16 protein-coding genes and 1 tRNA gene are annotated in these 18,326 nt (G+C 59.2%); 6 read left to right on the top strand and 11 right to left on the bottom strand.

Going from position 1 to position 18,326, the window contains the following annotated elements:
- Positions 1-781 precede the first annotated feature (781 nt).
- Positions 782-1,843 carry a tyrosine-type recombinase/integrase gene (locus ABIZ35_RS04420; protein WP_348218657.1) on the bottom strand — a complete coding sequence of 354 codons (1,062 nt, stop codon included), beginning with the start codon at positions 1,841-1,843 and terminating at the stop codon, positions 782-784.
- A gap of 126 nt (positions 1,844-1,969) precedes the next feature.
- Positions 1,970-2,046, bottom strand: a tRNA-His gene (locus tag ABIZ35_RS04415).
- A 214-nt stretch (positions 2,047-2,260) separates the two neighbouring features.
- Here ABIZ35_RS04415 and ABIZ35_RS04410 point away from each other — a divergent pair.
- Entirely contained in the window at positions 2,261-2,458 is a 198-nt protein-coding gene (locus ABIZ35_RS04410; RefSeq protein ID WP_348218656.1) for a hypothetical protein, read from the top strand.
- 46 nt (positions 2,459-2,504) lie between these two features.
- Positions 2,505-3,404 (top strand): nucleotidyltransferase domain-containing protein, encoded by a 900-nt coding sequence (locus ABIZ35_RS04405; protein WP_348218655.1) that lies wholly within the window; start codon positions 2,505-2,507, stop codon positions 3,402-3,404.
- 23 nt (positions 3,405-3,427) lie between these two features.
- Here the strand turns inward: ABIZ35_RS04405 and ABIZ35_RS04400 are convergent, their stop codons facing one another.
- A complete protein-coding gene (locus ABIZ35_RS04400) occupies positions 3,428-5,062 on the bottom strand; it encodes a hypothetical protein (protein ID WP_348218654.1) in 1,635 nt (544 codons plus the stop codon).
- 210 nt (positions 5,063-5,272) lie between these two features.
- Here ABIZ35_RS04400 and ABIZ35_RS04395 point away from each other — a divergent pair, with 210 nt between their 5' ends.
- On the top strand, positions 5,273-5,815 hold the full coding sequence (locus ABIZ35_RS04395) for a CAP domain-containing protein (protein ID WP_348218653.1): 543 nt from the start codon (positions 5,273-5,275) through the stop codon (positions 5,813-5,815).
- Between the two features lie 10 nt (positions 5,816-5,825).
- On the opposite strand, the gene nth is transcribed toward ABIZ35_RS04395, so the two are convergent.
- A complete protein-coding gene (nth, locus tag ABIZ35_RS04390) occupies positions 5,826-6,467 on the bottom strand; it encodes an endonuclease III (protein WP_348218652.1) in 642 nt (213 codons plus the stop codon).
- Between the two features lie 217 nt (positions 6,468-6,684).
- Here nth and ABIZ35_RS04385 point away from each other — a divergent pair, with 217 nt between their 5' ends.
- Complete coding sequence (locus tag ABIZ35_RS04385; protein WP_348218651.1) at positions 6,685-8,913, top strand: protease pro-enzyme activation domain-containing protein; 2,229 nt, start codon at positions 6,685-6,687, stop codon at positions 8,911-8,913.
- 69 nt (positions 8,914-8,982) lie between these two features.
- Here the strand turns inward: ABIZ35_RS04385 and ABIZ35_RS04380 are convergent, their stop codons facing one another.
- Positions 8,983-9,978: an aldo/keto reductase gene (locus ABIZ35_RS04380; protein WP_348218650.1), complete on the bottom strand. Its 996-nt coding sequence runs from the start codon at positions 9,976-9,978 to the stop codon at positions 8,983-8,985.
- A 102-nt stretch (positions 9,979-10,080) separates the two neighbouring features.
- Between ABIZ35_RS04380 and ABIZ35_RS04375 the strand changes: the two genes are divergently transcribed.
- Both ABIZ35_RS04375 and ABIZ35_RS04370 read left to right on the top strand, forming a co-directional pair.
- The gene (locus tag ABIZ35_RS04375) at positions 10,081-10,926 is read left to right on the top strand and encodes a hypothetical protein (RefSeq protein ID WP_348218649.1); all 846 of its coding nucleotides are present in this window, start codon (positions 10,081-10,083) and stop codon (positions 10,924-10,926) included.
- 104 nt (positions 10,927-11,030) lie between these two features.
- Entirely contained in the window at positions 11,031-12,071 is a 1,041-nt protein-coding gene (locus tag ABIZ35_RS04370) for a hypothetical protein (protein ID WP_348218648.1), read from the top strand.
- 193 nt (positions 12,072-12,264) lie between these two features.
- On the opposite strand, the gene pncB is transcribed toward ABIZ35_RS04370, so the two are convergent.
- Genes pncB through ABIZ35_RS04340 form a run of 6 tightly spaced genes read right to left on the bottom strand, consistent with a single transcriptional unit; the run spans position 12,265 to position 18,192 of the window.
- Positions 12,265-13,425, bottom strand: coding sequence for a nicotinate phosphoribosyltransferase (gene pncB, locus ABIZ35_RS04365; protein ID WP_348218647.1), 1,161 nt, complete (start codon positions 13,423-13,425; stop codon positions 12,265-12,267).
- Complete coding sequence (locus tag ABIZ35_RS04360; protein ID WP_348218646.1) at positions 13,422-13,877, bottom strand: nucleoside 2-deoxyribosyltransferase domain-containing protein; 456 nt, start codon at positions 13,875-13,877, stop codon at positions 13,422-13,424. The genes pncB and ABIZ35_RS04360 overlap by 4 nt, the downstream gene beginning before the upstream one ends.
- Position 13,878: 1 nt before the next feature.
- Positions 13,879-15,546: a hypothetical protein gene (locus ABIZ35_RS04355; protein WP_348218645.1), complete on the bottom strand. Its 1,668-nt coding sequence runs from the start codon at positions 15,544-15,546 to the stop codon at positions 13,879-13,881.
- A gap of 9 nt (positions 15,547-15,555) precedes the next feature.
- Entirely contained in the window at positions 15,556-16,614 is a 1,059-nt protein-coding gene (locus ABIZ35_RS04350; protein ID WP_348218644.1) for an ADP-ribosylglycohydrolase family protein, read from the bottom strand.
- 21 nt (positions 16,615-16,635) lie between these two features.
- Positions 16,636-17,379: a vWA domain-containing protein gene (locus ABIZ35_RS04345; protein WP_348218643.1), complete on the bottom strand. Its 744-nt coding sequence runs from the start codon at positions 17,377-17,379 to the stop codon at positions 16,636-16,638.
- 15 nt (positions 17,380-17,394) lie between these two features.
- A complete protein-coding gene (locus ABIZ35_RS04340; RefSeq protein WP_348218642.1) occupies positions 17,395-18,192 on the bottom strand; it encodes a hypothetical protein in 798 nt (265 codons plus the stop codon).
- Between the last annotated feature and the right edge of the window lie 134 nt (positions 18,193-18,326).

Below are 18,326 nucleotides of genomic sequence, written 5' to 3'. Positions count from 1 at the left end.
GATCCCGGAAGCGCTGCCAACAGCCGTCTGGATCAACCCGCCTGCCCAAAAGGAGGGCGAAGAGTTAGGCGACGATCGACACGAAAAATAATGGACTAAGTTGTCTCAAACTATTGACACGTTCCGCACTGAGGAAGTCACACGCCAAATTGAAGAGTACTTCGATCTGAGCTGGGATCAGAATGCGCCACCAACAAGCGAGCGTCTTTTCCTAAGACCAGCATACATTCCTAGCCGAGCGATACCCAATATTCTCCCTTGGCATGATTATGACTGGCGTTCCCTTGATGACGCGTCCATTCAAAATTGGCTTCTCGGCTTCTTTGGCTTGATGGATGCCGAGTTACAGTCCATCTTGTCGCGGTTAGAGATATTGTGCTCTTGGGGTGCGATGGCAGTTAGCTTGTACGGCAACAACTTCCAGTTCCGAGCACCTTATAGCGCTTCGCCCGTAGAACTAACCAATCTACTGCATGAAAACGACATATGCCATGTTTCCCATCCAGGCCTCTGGGGGATTCTAGAATCGCGGACGGCAAGTTCAGGAAAAGTGATAACCTTTGCCGAAGCGCAACGAGCACTGGATCTGTTGCTTGATATCCGGTCTCCTCGTACCTAGGTCGCCGGCTAGAGACTTTCACCAATATCGTTCGGGAATGGAGCGAGCTCCATTCCCGTAGGACCGAGTTAGCCTCCTCTTCTCCAAGCGTTGTTCTTTACCAGATAATACTTGGAGAAGAGATGCCTCTGTCGAGCACTCGCTACGCAACCGATACGAAATTTATTTCGCTGTTCGCCGTCTCTGCACGAATCCTGATAAGCGACCATTCGATTTGGCCGTTTCACGAGGTTCTGTTGCCGACTGAGGTTGTGTAGGCAGATAATTTCTTCCGTTCAGAGATCCCAGTTCAGAAATCTGACGCAAGCGCTCTGCATCCGTGTGCAGGTATACCGCCGTCGTTTCCAGCTGCGAATGCCCGAGAAGCGCCTGGATGGAACGGAGATCCGCTCCATTTCGCAGAAGACGTGTGGCGCAGTTATGACGGAGGCTATGCGGCTTGATATTGTCATGTCCACCTAACCCAGCGATCGCTTTGACTGTTTCTAGGGTAGAGGCGACACCCGCATCCCCCATACGATGACTCCGATCACGCGCCCAGAGCCAATCATGGGAACATTCCTCGCGAACTGCGAGCCATTCACCCAGAGCCGCCATGCACTCACGACATGGATAGATCGTACGTGATTTACCGCCTTTTCCAGAACGCACTGTGATTGTTGGCTCGCCGCCCGCGTGAATATCGCTTACTTTCAGGTCTATGAGTTCTTGTCGACGCAGGCCAGCATATACCAGGACGGAGATCATCGCACGCGAAAGAGCTCTCCGACGTACTTCGCGCTGACGTTCGCAGGCTAGCAGCAGTTGAGCAACCTCATCATCGGAAACCAGCAGGCGATGCGCTGCATCTTTTTTCGGTAGCTTAATTGCTTCGCAGGGGTTTTCGGTCAGGAGGTTCTGTTCTTTGAGGAACACCGCCAGCCCACGCAGCGGGTGGAAGGCGCTACGCACGGTTCTTGGACGCTTCCCTTCGCTGACGGCGTACAAGTAGCGTCGAAGCACGGTTGAGTTGAAAGTCGTCAGCGAGGGCTCCGCATACCCGTTCGTAGACAGCCAACTCAAAAAGCGACGGATATAACAACCGTAACTTGATTGGGTCGTCTTAGACAGTCCGCGCTCAAACTGAATGTAGCGCAGATAATCTGCAACTGCATCGGACAGCAGCACATGGAGAACTGGGACTGGAGAGTCTTTGTCAGGAAGATCGACATTTTTGCGAGCCATTTTTTCCTCAAAAATAAGTTGAATTGGGCTCCTAAGAGACTTCAACCCTTGAGATGGCTGCTTCGAAACTGAAAAGTGACCGCGCCACGGGTTAGAGCAGGGCGCTCTAACCGTAACTAAGTATTTTGGGGCGGCTAATGGGGCTCGAACCCACGACCTCCAGAACCACAATCTGGCGCTCTAACCGACTGAGCTACAACCGCCACGCAAGAGAAATTATACCCGCCCTGGCGAGCGGTGTCAATAATTTTGGCGTGACGTCGCAGAAAATCTTATGCCGGCAGTCAAAGAAGTATAATGGGGTAAGCGAATCGGCGCGACGCATCTCGACAAAATGAGAAGGCGTCGCCAAATGCGCGAGCAGCAAGGCAGGGGGCCGTCCCTGACAGAATGACGGGGTCAACAAAGGACAGTCCCATGACAAGAAAACCGTTCGCCTTCTGGCTCTTCATTTTCGCCGCCGTCGTCCAAAGCCTGGTTGGCGTCCTGGCGCTTCTCCACCACAGCTGGGGTAAGGCGTTATTATGCCTGGGCCTGACATGCCTCTACGGCTTCTTCGTGTGGCGCTTCTCAAAAGGCGACGATCCCGACGAGAACCTGCCCACCTCTCCTTAGCAGGGCCAGAAGCCTGCATCATAAAATCAGCAAAGGAGCAGTAGTCGTGAGCACGGTGCTAAAACTGACGGAACGAGGATTGGTGAAGCCGCCAAAGTTCCTGCCGAATAATATTCAATACGAGACGATCATGGGCAGTGTCGCCTATGGTGTCTCGAATGACTTATCGGATACGGACTTATATGGCTTCTGCATTCCGGAGAAGGAAACGGTGTTTCCCCATCTGCGCGGGGAGATCCCGGGGTTTGGTCAGCCGATTCCAAAATTCGAACAATGGCAGGAGCACCATGTGCTCGACCAGAGCGCGGGCGGCGGCAAAGGACGAACTTATGATCTGGCGATCTACAATATCGTTAAGTATTTTCAATTGTGTATGGAGAATAATCCCAACATGATCGACTCGCTGTTCACCCCCCGCACTTGCGTTCTGCACAGTACGCAGGTCGGGAACATGGTGCGCGAGAACCGCCGCCTCTTTCTGCACAAGGGCGCGTGGCATAAGTTCAAGGGGTACGCCTACAGCCAGATCCATAAGATGAATAGCAAGGATGCGCCGGTCGGCAAGCGTCAGGAACTGGTGGCGCAGTTTGGGTACGACGTTAAGTACGCATACCATGTGGTTCGTCTGCTGGACGAGGTGGAGCAGATCCTGACCGAAGGCGACATCGACTTGCAGCGCAACCGCGAGCAGCTCAAATCGATCCGTCGCGGGGAGTGGACTCAGGCGGATATTCTCTCGCACTTCGAACGTAAGGAGCGGGATCTGGAGACGCTCTATACGAACAGCAAGCTGGCCCACGCTCCCGATGAAGTGAAGATCAAGCAGCTTCTTCTGGACTGTCTGGAGCACCACTATGGAAGCCTGAGCGAATGCGTGGTAAATGTGGACGCCGCCGCAGATACACTGCGGCGGATTCGGGGGATATTGGAGCAGGCGGGCTATTGACGATTTCCCTCACAAACCACGGATCAGTTTGAGAGGGGCTGGTCTTTGAGACATCGTGCGATCAGGGCCGCGAACTGCGGGCGACGGCGCAGCAGGATGCGGCAGCGCGTGTGATGCGGACGCTTGGGATCGAGATAGACTAACGCCCAGTTGGGGTCTTTCAGAAATGGCGTGGCCTGCTTGAGACTGGTGGTGACCACGCAGTCGAAATCGTAGCTCTGGACGACACGGGTCCATTCGGCGTCGCCGCCCCGGCGCGCCAGGATCAGCATATTGTCGAATGTTTGGCCGACGTAGACATCCAGGCGTCCATCCACGAACACCGGCTGGCTTGGACGCCGCCACATCAAATACCCGCCGATCTCAAAGTTATTGAGCATGCGCAGGCCGGAGGGAAATTTCTCACGATCCATGAACGCGCACGCTGTCTCTGGATAACTCGGAACGCGACCGGCCGCTTCCCCAATCCCCGCAGGCGTATAGCCCTTGGGTCCGATCGCCTTGCCCAGGCTCGCCGCTGCGACCAACCCCACGGTCGCGGCGTAAATCAGCGCCCCAAACGACATCAGCAGCGTGATGGACAGTGGATTGGAGGCGAGACGCACACGGCCGCGCAGGTCCCGAACGCAGCTTTCCAAATGCGGCGCGGCGAGGATCATCCCCGCCACGCCAAACAGCGCGATGTTACGCGCATGCAGCAGCGATTCCACAAATAGGCAAGTGACCACCAGCGCATCGGAAAAACTCCTGCGGCGGCTGAACGCGAGCGCGCCGAATACGATCGCTGAGAGGAAGATCAGCGGCTGAAGCTGCGCGAACGGCAGCACCGCAACAGAGTTCCATTCCGTGACGTTCGACATCAGATTGTGATCGCGCAGCGTGATGAAGACGTTCCAGTAGATGCGCCATCCATATAGCGACGCCATGACGGCGACGGCGCAGGCAAGAGCCGTCGCCAGCATCCGCACCGCGCTTCGCCCATGGCGCGCAGCGCCGGGATCGCCACGGCGGCGCAGCCAGAGCCACACGGCGGCGTCGCCGACGGCGTAGGCCGCCAGCAAGCAAATGAAGACGAGCACACCCTGGTGCAGGTTTGCCCAGAGAACGCAAATCACCGGCAGCCAGGCAAGTCCGTCCCACAAACCCTTGGGGGTTGATAACGCGAACCGCTCCCGCGCGCGCGTCAAGATGACGAGCGACACAGCCAGCAGTAAGTACGTAAAGGCGTAAGGACGCTCCTGGATGCAGTCGTTCATCCCAAGCAGCGTCAGGTTCGCGAGCAGAAACGCCCACGGGCGCCCCACCCTCGGAGCAAGCCAAAACCACACAGTCCACACGGCGCCGACCGTCAGCAGCGCCATCACCAGCCACGTCCCAAAAAATCCTGCCGCCTTGAACGCCAGGGAATAGAGGACGAACGCCAGCCACTCCGGCACATCCCATCGCGTCCCGGCATTCGTCCATGAATACGTGTCGACACGCGGCAGATGCCCCGTGCGCAGGATATCCATCCCGGTGCGCAGCTCAAAGAAAAGGTCGTTTTCGGCTTTGGGAATCAGGCAAACCAGCAGGACGATCACCGTCAGCAGGACAGTTAAGGCGATGCCGGCGGAGCGGGACGAGGAAGTCGAAGGCGTAGTGGTTTGATGGTCGGGCACGGGAAAAGAATACGCTTTCCGCCACAGGGGATCGAAGAATGCGGCCGACGGCAAACGCCCATAGCACAGAGATTATACCATTCCCGGCAAATCTCACGCAAAGATCACGCGCGCCTCACCTCCCTCTCACGCTCGCCCCTTATACTCACGCATATCAACGAGACGACAGCAATGCCGCTGCCCATCTCGCAAAGAATTGCGGAGTATTTTATGATCAAAGCACTTATCATCGCCAGCCTCTATTGGAGCGCCGCCGGCGCTCCCCCCGCCGTTCCCGTCGCCACGCGCGCCGGGAGTCATCCCATCGCCGTGCAGAGCGCGCCAATAATGGAGCAGCAATTTATCGAAAAGATCAACGCCGAGCGAACGCGGCGCGGCCTTGGAGCGCTCACGCCCGACCCGATCTTAATGCGCGCCGCCACCGACCACTCGCGCGAGATGAGCGCCCTAAATTATCTCGATCACCACTCGCCCACACCCGGCATGACCACGCCGATGAAGCGATATCTCAAAACACTCACGGACATGGGGGCTGATGCTCCTGGCGCGCTGACAGTCGGCGAGAACATCGAATACTGCCGGGTTCCGAACAATCAGTACACGGCCGATTTCGGACACAAAGTATTCATGAACAGCCCAGAGCATCGCACCAATCTCCTGCAGCCAATCTACACCAAAGTGGGAGTGAGCGTGTGCCGCAACGCCAAGGGCGAGGTGTGGGTGACGGAGATGTTTCTGGGCGACGAGAAGTAACACGCCGGTATTAGCGTTTGGCGGTCTTCGGATCCTGCCCATACTCACACCACTCGCGCACCGGACACTCGGAGCACTTGGGAATGCCGGGAAGACAGATCGCGCGCCCATGCTGCAAGAAGAGGCGGTTGCTGCCTGCCCATAAGTCTCGCGGCATGACTTTTTCCAAAGCTTTCTCCGTCTGATCCGGCGTCTGCGTCTCCACCCAGCCCAGACGGTTGGAGATACGATGGCAGTGAATATCCACGCACAGCGCCTCGCGCTCGAAGGCGTAAATCAGAACGCAGTTGGCCGTCTTGCGGCCGACGCCGGGAAGATCCAGCAGGGCGTCGATATCGTTGGGAACCTGACCGCCGTGCTTGTCGCGGAGGATCTTCGCCATCGCGATCAGGCGCGGCGCTTTCGTCTCAGGGTACTGGCTGCCCACTAGCAATGGGAACAATTCGGCTTCGTCGGCGCCAGCAAGGGAATTGATGTCGGGATAACGGGCAAAAACACGATTGGAGACAGCAGTCGTCTGCTCTTCCCGCGTACGCTGCGAGATAACGGTGGCGGTGAGAACTTTGTAGGGATCGCCCAGCTCGACGGAGCCTCGGCCATGATAAGTCGCCGCAAGAATGTCCATAACAGTTCGGATATTTTCGGTGCTCATGTATACCTATACCCTCACTAAGCGTGAGTGTCACTCACTGCATTGGATTGCATTTAGATTGGTGGGTTTTTCATGGATTGAAAATCGTTGACAGGCGCATCAAACTGTGATAGACTTAGCGCGATCTTAACGATGCACCGCTGGCAGCTCGACGTGCGCGTTAAATCTATTTGCGTTAATCGCAATACAGACAGTCCAAATGTAGGAGGAAGATCACATGCAATTCCCAGTAAGGCAGCCCTTGAAAAATAAGGGCGGCGTTCGGTCTGCTCGTGCACGAAAACTCTTTCCGAAATTGCATGGCGCCGCCGGCGTCTGCGCCTTCTTGACCCTCGCGAGCGCTCATTCCAGTCAAGCCCAAACTTTATTTGGTCTACGCGGCGGACACAGCGTTCATCCCGGCGTCACTCGATCTCACTCGCTCGGACACATGGCGGAGAATGCGCGGCTCAATCTCGCCATTTCCCTCCCAGTGCGAAACCAAGCCGCGCTCGATTCCCTGCTCCAGCAGATTTACGATCCGCAGAGCCCGAACTACCATCACTATATGACCACTGAGGAATACAACGCGACGTTTGCGCCGACGGAAGCCCAGTACAATACCGTCATCACTTACCTGAAATCGCAGGGGTTTACCGTCAACTCAACGTACGGGAACCGTATGATCGTGGATGTGGGCGCGCCGATCGCCAATGTTGAGCAAACCTTTCACGTCAACATGCTCGTTTACCAGCACCCGACTGAGAACCGAACGTTCTTTGGACCGGACGCCGAGCCCGCGCTAGATAAAGCCATTCCGATCCTGGGCGTCACCGGGCTCGACAACTACTCGCTTCCGCACTCCAACGCGCATGTCGCGCCGCTGGCCGCGAAATCGAAAGTGGCCTTATCCAGCGCGGGTTCCGGCCCGGGCGCGCAGTTCATCTCCTTCGACTTCCGAGCGGCCTACGCTCCCAAGGCCACTCTGGATGGAGCTGGGCAGACGGTTGGCTTGTTCCAGTTCGGCAACTACTTCCCCAGCGACATCGCCTCCTACTGCACGACCACGGGGCTGCCTGCCGCCAATATCACCAAGGTGCTGCTCAACGGGGTCTCGGGAAATCCGGCGGCCGGCGAAAACACGCTGGAGCAGTCACTGGACATCGAGATGGAGCACGCCATGGCTCCGGGCGCGAATATCCGGTTTTACACCGGCAATAACGCGGCGGACATCTGGAACCAGATCGCTGTGGAAAACATCGCCAAGCAGGTCAGCTCCTCCTGGAGCGTCAGCCCTCCCCCGTCCACGCTCAATCAAATCTTGCAGCAGATGGCCGCGCAGGGCCAGTCCGTATTCAACGCCTCCGGCGACAGCGGCTACTCCGCGTCTCCTTTTGGATGGGATGATAACCCTTACATGACCAGCGTCGGCGGCACAAACCTGTCGACCAACGGCGGCGGCGGCCCATTGACCTCGGAAGATGGGTGGAATGGAAGCAGCGGCTATATCAGCCCGAACTTCGCCATTCCCAGCTGGCAGCAGGGGATCAGCATGACCGCCAATGGCGGCTCCACCACCCAGCGCAACTGCCCGGATGTCTCGATGGTCGCCACGAACATCTGGTGTGTTTACAATAATGGCGGATCGGGCGGCGTGCTCGGCACCAGCGCGGCGTCGCCGCTCTGGGCTGGTTATATGGCCCTGGTCAATCAGCAGGGAGCGCAGCACGGCAAGCCGACCGCAGGCTTTATCAACCCCGCCGTTTATGCCCTGGGCAAAGGCGCAAGCTACACGACGTATTTCAATGACACCACGACGGGCAATAACGGCAAGCCGGCGGTGACGGGATACGATCTCGTGACGGGATGGGGATCGCCTAAGGGCCAGGCCATGATCGACTCGCTGAGCGGATCGGCGAACTATAGCTTTGTCGCCAACGAAAACCAGAGCGCATCGTTCGCCACGCCGGTGGACGTCGCGTACGGCGCCAACAGCAGCTACTTCTACAAGTACGCGATTGGGGGCGCCTTGACGTTTAACAACGCGACGTTCGGAGATCCGATCGCCGGGGTCGCGAAAGCCGGATACTCTAAGCCGTACGTGAAGAGCGTTAACGAAGGAAGCGCCGCATCGTTCTACCAGCCGATAGAAGCCGCTTACGGCGCCAGCGGACACTACTTCTTCAACTACGGAACCACGGGAACAGTCACGTTTACGAACGCGGCGTGGGGCGGCGACCCGGTCGCCAACACCGCAAAAGCCGGTTACTACATGCCCTACATGGAGTGCGCCGGCGAGGGTGGAAGCGTCACATTCTCCGCGCCCACGGATGTCGCCTACGGCGCCAACGGACACTACCTCTTCAAGCACGCCGTGACGGGAACAGTCACCTTCAACACGGCGGTCTTCGGCAGCGATCCGCTGGTTGGAACGTACAAGTTCGGCTACTACCGACCCAGCCACTAACCTCGAAAACACAATTCAGCCTCCCGCGCAATGCGCGGGAGGCTGAATTTTCTGTACATCGAGCAGCAATTACGCAGGCTTCTTCGTCAGCGCGTCGATCTTCGTCAATTCGTCTTCACTGAACTCCATGTTCTTCAGCGCCGCGACGTTCTCTTCGATCTGCTTGGCGCTGGAGGCGCCGATCAGGGCGCTGGTAATCGCGGGCAGGCGCAGCAGCCAGGCGAGGGACATCTGAGCCAGGGTTTGGCCGCGCAGCTTGGCGATCTCGTTCAGTTCTTTGAGTGTCGCGAGGCGCTCGGGCGAGAGGTTGTTCTTGACCCAGTCTTCGCCCCAGCGGTCCGTGGCGCGGCTGCCTTCGGGAATGCCGTTCAGATACTTGTCCGTGAGCAGGCCTGAGGCGAGAGGGCAGAAGGGAATGACGCCGGTTCCGGCGCGCTCGGCCTGCGGAAGCAGGTCCCATTCCACGGTCCGGCCCAGCATGTTGTAGTACGGCTGGTGGATCGTAATGGGCGCGTAGTTCTTACGGTCCGCCACGCGCACGGCGTCGGCGAAGTGCGCGCCGCCGTAGTTGCTGACGCCCGCGTAGATCGCCTTGCCTTGCTTCACGAGCGTATCGAGCGCGCCCAGGGTCTCTTCCAGCGGCGTGTCCGGGTCGGGACGGTGATGATAGAAGATGTCGAAGTATTCCAATCCCATGCGCTTCAGCGACTGATCGCAGCTGGCGATAATATATTTGCGCGAGCCCCAGTCGCCGTAAGGACCAGGCCACATTGTGTATCCGGCCTTGCTGGAGATGATCAATTCATCGCGGGGCATCTCTTTCACGATCTTGCCGCAGACGGTTTCGGCGTTGCCCGGCGGTGTTCCGTAGTTGTTCGCGAGATCGAAGTGCGTGATCCCCAGATCGAACGCCTTGAAGAAGCACTCGCGGGCCACATCCTCACCACGGTAACCGCCATAGGTTTCCCACGCGCCCAGGGAGATCGCCGAGAGCTTCAGGCCGCTGCGCCCGCACCGGCGATAAAGCATTGTGTCGTAACGATCGCTTGCAAATTCCTGCGCCATAAAGTCTTGATTTCCTTCTCTTAGGGAACTGTCGTCCACGTTCGATAATACCCGGTTCCCGCAGCGCTTGACAGTGCGATTCGGCTCCTGTATACTGACTTCATGCACCACCGTCATTCCAACCTTCGCCGCTGGACCGCCTTCACCGTTTCCGCCCAGTTGATTTGTACGCTTGGGGGGGCGCACGCCGCCCCCGCCGCTCCGGCGGACGCCGGCAGTCACGAGCTGGCCCTGCGCGCAGCCACGCCGCAGAGCGTCATTGAGACGTTCCATTGGAACAAGCCGGAAAACTTGCCTGAGGGCGTCACGAGCGTCGCCGCCGCGCCGGCGGGCAAGGCGCTCGTGGTGGTGGGGACGGACACAGGGTTCCACAATGTCCAGGAGATGGTGCAGATGCTGGACGTGTCGGAGCGATCAGTGCAAATGCGTGTGCAGTTCGTGAGCGCGAAGACCTGGGACGTCACCTCGTCCGGTGTCCCGCTCACTCTGCTCGGAAAGGCGCCGGACAAGAAGACGGCGGCGACAATCATGGCCGGGGCGGACACGCGTATTCAGCAGGCGTCTGGCGACGGGGTCGCCAAACTGCTGGCGGCGCTCACGAAGTCCGGCGGATCGCTCAGCGCCTCAACCGTGACCGCAGTCTGCAATACCGAAGTCTCGGCCAATTTGAGCGCTACGCCAAAACTCCCCCTGTTCCTCGGAGGCTCCGTCTTCATCACCCCACGAGTCAACGAAGATAATTCGATCACGCTTTTTCTGCGTCCGGTCGTCACCACACGCTCGATTACCAATGCGAACAAGGAGGAAGTCGAGGAAACAAAGCTCGTCGCCAAGGTTGGCGACGGAGAGCCGATCTTGATCGGCAACCTGGCGCGCGGCGGCAGACGGATCGCCGACCAGGAACTGCTGGTCTTCATCACGCCGACGATCGCCAACGATAAGCGATAACGCCTCTCGCTTCCTTGCTATTCCATCCAAACCATGATAAAATTCGCCCAATACGCCGATAATGATTTTATCAAAATTGACGGCGGCGAGGGGATGACACTGAGATGACGACGAACAGATCACGATGGCGATATGCGGCGGCGCTTGGGATCGCGGCGCTTGCCTGCATGGCTTCGTCCGCCCATGCGCAGTCTCCCGCAGACCGTCACAACATCGGACGCGCCGCTCAGGCGATAACGGATGCCGTAAGGCTCGGGCAAAAGGTCGACGACATCCGCAAAGCTCCCAGCCGAGCCGCCGTTAAAACAGGCGAAAGCGCAATGGGCGTCGTCGCGAACACGGCGGGCGGCATTGTCGGCAAAGGCATGGGCCAGCTCTTCGGCAGCCGGATCGGCCGCTTCTTCGGACGTGGGACGCGCAGCGTGATTAAGACCGGCGGCAAGGTCGCCGGCGGCGCCCTTCGAGGCGCATCCGACCTCACAGGGGATTTCTCCCGCAGGCTAACGGACGGCGGAAGCCGGGTGCTTGTGAACGGCGCCAAAAACTTCGCTCGGGACAACGAGCGCAAAATTCTCAAAGAAACCCAGGACCAGTTCCTGGCGCGCACGCTCGGCGACGCCGCCCCCATGGCGCGCCTGGCGCTGGCGCAGGCGGCTCAGGGGTCGACACTCGATCTGAACGGCCAAGGCGGCTGGGCCGCCGTGCTCGCGACCGCCGCGCGCAGTAACCCGACGACCCTGCAAGATCTTCTCGTCCAGCAGACAAATGGCGGCGCCGGCCGCACGAACATGCTCGCCTTGATCGCAAACGCCGTGCGCGGCGACGCCCGCCTCGCCAACGCCTTGATCAACCCGTCCAAAGATCCCGCCGCCGCCGCGCACACCGGCGACTTAGTGCAGGCAGCGTTCGCCGACAATCTCCCCCTCATCGAAAGCCTGCTGCTCACCGGCGGCAGCGACATCACATCCACCCTCGCCACCCAGGCTCTGAGCGCCGTTCTCCAGCGCATGCTGCCGCCCGGCTCCGCGCAAAACCTCGCGGGCGTCGTCAGTAATGGGACAGGCGAGACGGCTCAGGAGCTTGCTCCAGTAGTGAAAGAAGGCGTGCAGTCGCTGGCTGGTTTGCTGGATAGCAGTGCAGAGTAGAGTAGAGCGTCCATCGCAGTGTAAAACCCATACGTGTCGCTCGGGTATAAAACCCGAGGCTGGGAGCGGCAGGAGCCGCTAACCGTCCGTGCCGGACGGAAGACTTGGACGATTGCGTTTGCTCGTTCCTCCGTCCGGCACGGACGGTTAGACGCGGAGCGTCTCCCAGACGTGGGTTTCATACCCGCGATTCCTATTTCCCCGCAAACACCCCGCGCAGATAATCCAAATATACCTGATCCTTGCAGATCGTCTTCCCCGGACTGTCGCTCAGCTTCGCCACCGGCTGACCATTGCACTGGGTCATTTTGATTACGATCTGCAAAGGCTCAACGCCTAAGTCGTTCGTGAGATTCGTTCCGACGCCGAATGAGGTGAGAATGCGCCCCTGGAAGTGGCGCGCGAGGTCGATCGCCTTGGGGATCGTCAGACCGTCGCTGAAAACGGCGGCTTTGGCGCGTGGGTCAATGCCGTATTTGGTGTAGTGCCGAATGAGCTTCTCCCCCCATTCATACGGATCACCCGAGTCGTGACGCGCGCCGTCGTAGGCTTTGCTGAACAGGCGGTCGAAGTCGTTCAAGAAGGCGTCCATGCCGACGACATCGGAGAGCGCAATCCCTAAATCGCCGCGATACTCCTGCATCCAGGTCTCAAAGGCGAATTTCTGGAACTCGGGCAGCGGGGCGAACGCCTGGCAGGCCTGCAAAATCTCATGGGCCATTGTGCCGAAGGGACGCAGGCCGTTTGTCCGCGCGAAGTGGACGTTGCTCGTTCCCATCAGCGCATCGGGCAGGCGCGCCTTCAGCTCCTGAACCACTTCCCCTTGCCAATCACGACTGTAGCGGCGGCGTGTACCGAACTCGATCAGATTGAAACGCGTCAATCCCGAGGCCTGAATCCATCCGATTTTTTCCTCCAGACGCCGCCGCCCTTCTGCCTGAAGCTCCTCCGTCATCGGCTGCGTGTTTCGAAAGTAAACCTCGTTGACGATGGACAGCAGCGGCACTTCGAACAAGATCGTCTGAAACCAGTTGCCCTTGATCGTAATCTCAAACTCGCCATCCGTGGTAATCTGGACCGCCTGCGGATCGAGCTCGAACCGCTCCAGCGCCTCGACATAGCTGGGATGCAAGTAGCGGACTGTACGCAGGTATTCAATCTCTTCATCGTTCAGGCGCAGATCACAGAGATGAGCGACTTCCGCCCGGATCTCCTCGGCGTAAGGCCGCAGATCGATCCCCTGGCTTCGCAGTCGAAAGTCATACTCAGCCGTCGCCTGCGGGAACCGATGGAACACCACCTGCTGCATCGTGAACTTATAAAGGTCCGTATCCAAAAGCGATTCGATGATCATAATTCTCTTTCCAAATATCCCGAAGCCTGCGCCGCCAGGTCAGTCAAATTCAGGACGACACGAAGCTCTGGGCGCAGCAGCCGCATCTGTACGTCAATATCTTCCCGTCGGGAATATTCCGGATGAACGCCGACGAAGATCGATTTGCCGGTCATGGACCATGCGCCCAGCTCGAAGAGCGTGATTGGGCAAACGGTCTCGCAAGGAAACCAGAACAGAACGGCTTCGGCGAGGCGAAGATGCTCGAACTCCCAGGCGATCTGCTGCTCCGCCGACCAATCCAGGTCTTCGAAATAGCGCGCGTGACGTGGATTGAGCAGTGTCCAGCACGTGTGGGAAAGGCGCTGGATCATCTCCGACTGCCAGTCCGGGCATCCGGTGACGCCGCCCGCCAGGAACAGCGCTCGTTCGGGGCTTTCCAACCGATCTGGCGTCATAATCAGTCGCGCCATCTCAGTTCTCCTCCCTCATCGCAAATTTAAATAGCTTCGGACCGCGTGCAAAGAGCGCCTGCGAGCCGTTTTTCAGCAGAAGACAGTCGCCGTCCAGCCCGGTCTCTTCACAGCGCTGATACTGAATCGAATCCAGATCACGCGCGAAGATCTCCAGGGAGCCATCCTCGTCCAGGAGCAGGCAGACACCGCTGTCCAGAACCACGAAGTTAATGCCGGGAGCAGCGATATCTTCGATCCGGCGCAGATCGTAGCGCCGGAAATCGGAGGCAAAGCGTACGACGTATTTATCATACCGTCCGCCCCTGGCGGCGATGACGATCAGCACACGTTCTTTGTACACGGCGTTCACGATCCGGGCGCCGTCCAGCTCCGCCAGACGCACCTGCCGGCTTTCGCCCCGCCTTGGCAGCACGGAAACGTAGCAGGCGCCGAGGACATCCTGCACCGCGACGCCTTCAAACAACTGCGTCGCCTGCGGCATTACGTTCGCCACGGCGCGCGCACTCACCAGGGTAGCCAACGGCAGCGCCACCAGATCGACTTCGAGCAGCGATCCGGATTGCTGGAAGTACAGACGCCCGCCGCTGGACATCACACTGTCTCCGGCAAGGCGCGTGTCGATCGGCCGCCCCCGCTGGAGGTCGTAGAACCGAATATACCCATTCTCCGCCCAGGCCGCGACCGCCTGATTCCCGCCCGGCGCGATTCCGATCTTGGCGTCCGCCCCGAGCACCGTCACGCCGCCCATCACCACGCCCCGCGCCGTAATAACGAGGCCATTGACGAAGTCCACGATATCGGCGTCGTACTCCCGCATTTCGTCGATGTCGAAGCTCGCGCTTACTGGAGCCGTCGCCATGCGCGGCGCAAGGTAAATCGCGCCGTAAGCGCCCTGCGGCGGCGGAACGCGCTGGCCGCCGTCCAGCACCATCCGATACCAGTCCTGGTAGGCGCCGGGGATCACGTCGAACGACAAACACGCTCCGGGAACGCTGACATCGGGATTGAGAACCGAGACGTTCTGCTGCATCCGCTCGTCCAGCGTCTTCCACTTTGCATGCTTGCCCCGGTACGGATGGATGCCGGAGAAGATTTGAAACGAGACTACGGCGAAGGCGAACCAGTCCGTCGCCTCGCTAAAATCCCGCGCGTGGCGGTCGCGGACGCTGTCCATCAGCGCCGTCGCCGGATACCCCGGCGCCTGGTAGCTGTCCACGTCGATAAAGTAGAGCTTGTCCAGGGCTTCATCGACCACGAAGTTCATCTCGTTCAGATCGACGATCAGCAGCCCCTGCTCGTGGACGTGCTTCACTCCCGATTGCAGCCGGCGCACCAGTTCCAGCGCGGCGTCCGGCGTGAAGCCCTTGCGGTCCCGAAAGGCGCGCGGGAAGATCTGGCACAGCGGATACCCCTTCGGGGCGGCGCGCATGGCGTAACCAATGGGATCGCGCTGCTTGTCCGTCAGCATCGCCTCCGGCCGCAGGATCTCTGGCAGTGTCAGCGCCGACAGCGCCCGCACCTTCCCCTCAGGCACGGTGTTTCCCGGAGAGCTATAGACTTTGTACGCCGTATCGCCCTTGACATAAACGGCGCCCTCGCCCCCCTGCGCCTTGAAATCCGCCTGCGTCAGGGTAATCTTTTGCTTGCCTTCCAGATATACATCCATTGTGTTTCCTCAATACGGAGGCAGGAGCCGCCGCAGCCCATGTGTCAAAACGACAAGGGCAAAACCAAAATTGCGCGCGAAGCGCAGCGCAAAGAGTGTATCAATCGGTATCTCGGATTGGCCGGTTTCGCAAACTCTCGCCAATTGTCCCGCAAGCCGCCTCATCCAAGCGACACTGCACGGCCGCTCGCAAATACCATCCAGCCACTCCTGCGGGATCGGCGCTCCACCCGCGCCGACGATAGCGCCTAAGATCGCCGCCGTGGTGTCCGTGTCGCCGCCGCAGGCAATAATCGTACTGACAGCCTGACGAAAGTCGTTCGGGTCACTCAGCCAGCAGTGCACGGCGATAGGGACGGTCTGCAAAATATAGCCGCTCACGTATCCCGCCGCGCCGATACGAGATGCAAAATCCGTCACATTCTCACCGCGCTCCGCGCTGTCGATCGCCGCATCCAAACGCTCCAGCGTCTCCGGCTCCGTCACAAAGTCATGCAGCATGACGCGAAAGGCCTGCGTGATCTCATTTGCCGGCAGACGCCGCGAGGATATATAGGCGGCGACCGCAACCGCCATCGCGCCGGCCTCGGCCTTGGGGTCGGTGTGCGTGATGCGCGTGGACGCCCGAACCAACAATTTCAGACGCTCTGGAGCATCGCCATAACAAACGCCGAGCAGAGCGCTGCGCATCGCCGGGCCGTTTCCGGCGCTGCGAACGCCGCTGTGCTCAGGCGGGATTCCCACGAGCAATTTGAGACATGAGCGCAGGGTTGCAAGCCCAATTCCCGCCGGCAGACCAAGAAACCAGATTCGGAGACGGCGGGCAAAACGATTGGAGAAGACATCGGCGTCGCCCGCCGATCCGATCAGCGCCTGCGCCAGCATGCAGGCATGCTCGGTGTCGTCGGAGACCATGCCTCGCCCACCGGGAAGCAGGCGCGGACGGTCCAGATTTGGGAACAGCTTGCGCTGGCGGCGGATCGGCAGTCCCTCGGCCGCGAGGCCAAGGGCATCGCCCGCCGCCGTTCCCAAAATGCATCCGAGGATCGCCTCGTCTCTCGTTCCCATCGTACTCTCCATCACGGCTCTTCAGAATTTCAGCGGCTTCGGCGCCACACCCGAGCCGAGCGCCTGGGACTGCATGCTGATGCTGCGCGAGACAAACTCCGCGAGCGTCGCCAGTGTCTGCGCGTTGGCGCTCGCCATCTCGATGTACTGGCTGAAGCCACCCTCTTGATACGCCTGCTGAAGGTCCTTACTGACCTGCTTGTCGCGGACATTGACCCCGATCAGCACCGAGAGCGCCGTTTCGACATACTCGTCGGAGACGGCCTTGGTAATCGCCGCCTTCACCCCTTGCGCCGTATGCTTGGAGGTGTTGTCGCCGCCGTCCGTAATGACAAACAGGATCGCGTTGGCCGAGAAGCCGCCCACCCCAAGCTGCTTGCCGTAATCGATCGTCGCGCTGACGGCGTTTTCAGCCGCATCGTACAGCGCCGTGCTGCCGCCGACATGCAGCACCTTGTCATAATCCGCCGGGCGGCAGCACTCCAGCAATTTAAAGCCGTGCAGCTCGCGGACATCGCCGCTGAACTCCACCAGGCGCAGCAGCAAGTTGTCGGCGCGCGGGCTATACTGGCAGGCCTGGACAATACTTTTCAGGGTCTTTTCCAGCTCCACCTGAAATCCGGCGACGCTGCTGCTGGCGTCCACCACGATAGTAACCAGTGTGTACTCCGTGGCGCCAAGCGCGTCGATCCGTGTCGCCGAATAGCCGTAGTGGCTTGTCGGCAGTGCGTTCATTTCCAATGTCAGATCGTTAATAACAGGCATCTTCGGGATCCTTTCTTAGCGCAGGAAATCCTGCGTCGTCGCCAGCTGCATTCCTCGTGCAGTCATCTCTTTGATGAAATCATCCTGATACGCTTCGAACCCCGTCACCGGGCTTGTGGCGTCGGTGAGAAGGACAAGCTTCTTGACGGCGTCATCGCTTCCAAAGCCATTGGCGATATCTCGGACAGTGTTCGCCAGACAGTGGCTTCCGGCCTCGCCGGCGACCACCACCACGTCCGCTTGAAGAAGCGTTTGGATCAGCGCCGTGTTCATCTGTGTGCTTGGGTCCGTGGGATCAGGGACTTCGGCCTGAATGGCGCTGTAGTGCTCGGTGAAGATGTTGCTGCCTTTGGTCACATAATCCACCATGGCGAAGCGCTTCTCCCAGCCGGTCAGCGCATCCTGAAGCTCCGGCATCACCGCATGGCCTTCGGTTCCAATCAGACAGTGGTATGGCCAGATGCACAATGCATAACGGCCATCCGCCGCCAGCGCCTTCACGTAATCCAAGCCCCGGCGGTACATCCCCGGCTGCGTGGTCGTCCAGCGTCCATTCTCCACGTCATCGACGCTGATCAGCGTGAACGGGTCGGGGTGCGCGCCTGTGCTGTCCTTCCAGAAGATCGGGTGCGCGATGTCCACATAGTGGTGCGAATCGAGCGTGACGTGGATGTCGTCCAGCTTCGTCCCCACCCGGTCGATCATTTGGGCGAGACGGTGCATATCCTGCTCCGCTCCCTTGACATACAGCTTGCCGCGATTGGGATCGCAAAAGTCGATCTGCGGATCGATGATCAATAACTCTACCTGCATTGGCTTCTCCTTGTTAGTGTTTAATTTACGCTTACGAAGATAGTATACCATAGTTAGTGTAAAATAAACACTTATTTTAGACGTGACGAAAAAAGATTTGGCCCTCATCCCCCAGCCCCTTCTCCCAATTCTGG

It is taken from the genome of Capsulimonas sp. (assembly GCF_039929585.1).
GTDB lineage: Bacteria > Armatimonadota > Armatimonadia > Armatimonadales > Capsulimonadaceae > Capsulimonas.
This window is presented reverse-complemented; position numbering and strand designations above follow the sequence as displayed.

What these genes read in the sequence shown, in the direction of transcription:
- ABIZ35_RS04380 (WP_348218650.1), bottom strand. Translation starts at nt 9,978, where the DNA reads ATGGCGCAGGAATTTGCAAGCGATCGTTACGACACAATGCTTTATCGC.
- nth (WP_348218652.1), bottom strand. Translation starts at nt 6,467, where the DNA reads ATGAGCACCGAAAATATCCGAACTGTTATGGACATTCTTGCGGCGACT.
- ABIZ35_RS04370 (WP_348218648.1), top strand. Translation starts at nt 11,031, where the DNA reads ATGACGACGAACAGATCACGATGGCGATATGCGGCGGCGCTTGGGATC.
- pncB (WP_348218647.1), bottom strand. Translation starts at nt 13,425, where the DNA reads ATGATCATCGAATCGCTTTTGGATACGGACCTTTATAAGTTCACGATG.
- ABIZ35_RS04355 (WP_348218645.1), bottom strand. Translation starts at nt 15,546, where the DNA reads ATGGATGTATATCTGGAAGGCAAGCAAAAGATTACCCTGACGCAGGCG.
- ABIZ35_RS04345 (WP_348218643.1), bottom strand. Translation starts at nt 17,379, where the DNA reads ATGCCTGTTATTAACGATCTGACATTGGAAATGAACGCACTGCCGACA.
- ABIZ35_RS04385 (WP_348218651.1), top strand. Translation starts at nt 6,685, where the DNA reads ATGCAATTCCCAGTAAGGCAGCCCTTGAAAAATAAGGGCGGCGTTCGG.
- ABIZ35_RS04350 (WP_348218644.1), bottom strand. Translation starts at nt 16,614, where the DNA reads ATGGGAACGAGAGACGAGGCGATCCTCGGATGCATTTTGGGAACGGCG.
- ABIZ35_RS04395 (WP_348218653.1), top strand. Translation starts at nt 5,273, where the DNA reads ATGATCAAAGCACTTATCATCGCCAGCCTCTATTGGAGCGCCGCCGGC.
- ABIZ35_RS04420 (WP_348218657.1), bottom strand. Translation starts at nt 1,843, where the DNA reads ATGGCTCGCAAAAATGTCGATCTTCCTGACAAAGACTCTCCAGTCCCA.
- ABIZ35_RS04340 (WP_348218642.1), bottom strand. Translation starts at nt 18,192, where the DNA reads ATGCAGGTAGAGTTATTGATCATCGATCCGCAGATCGACTTTTGCGAT.
- ABIZ35_RS04410 (WP_348218656.1), top strand. Translation starts at nt 2,261, where the DNA reads ATGACAAGAAAACCGTTCGCCTTCTGGCTCTTCATTTTCGCCGCCGTC.
- ABIZ35_RS04360 (WP_348218646.1), bottom strand. Translation starts at nt 13,877, where the DNA reads ATGGCGCGACTGATTATGACGCCAGATCGGTTGGAAAGCCCCGAACGA.
- ABIZ35_RS04375 (WP_348218649.1), top strand. Translation starts at nt 10,081, where the DNA reads ATGCACCACCGTCATTCCAACCTTCGCCGCTGGACCGCCTTCACCGTT.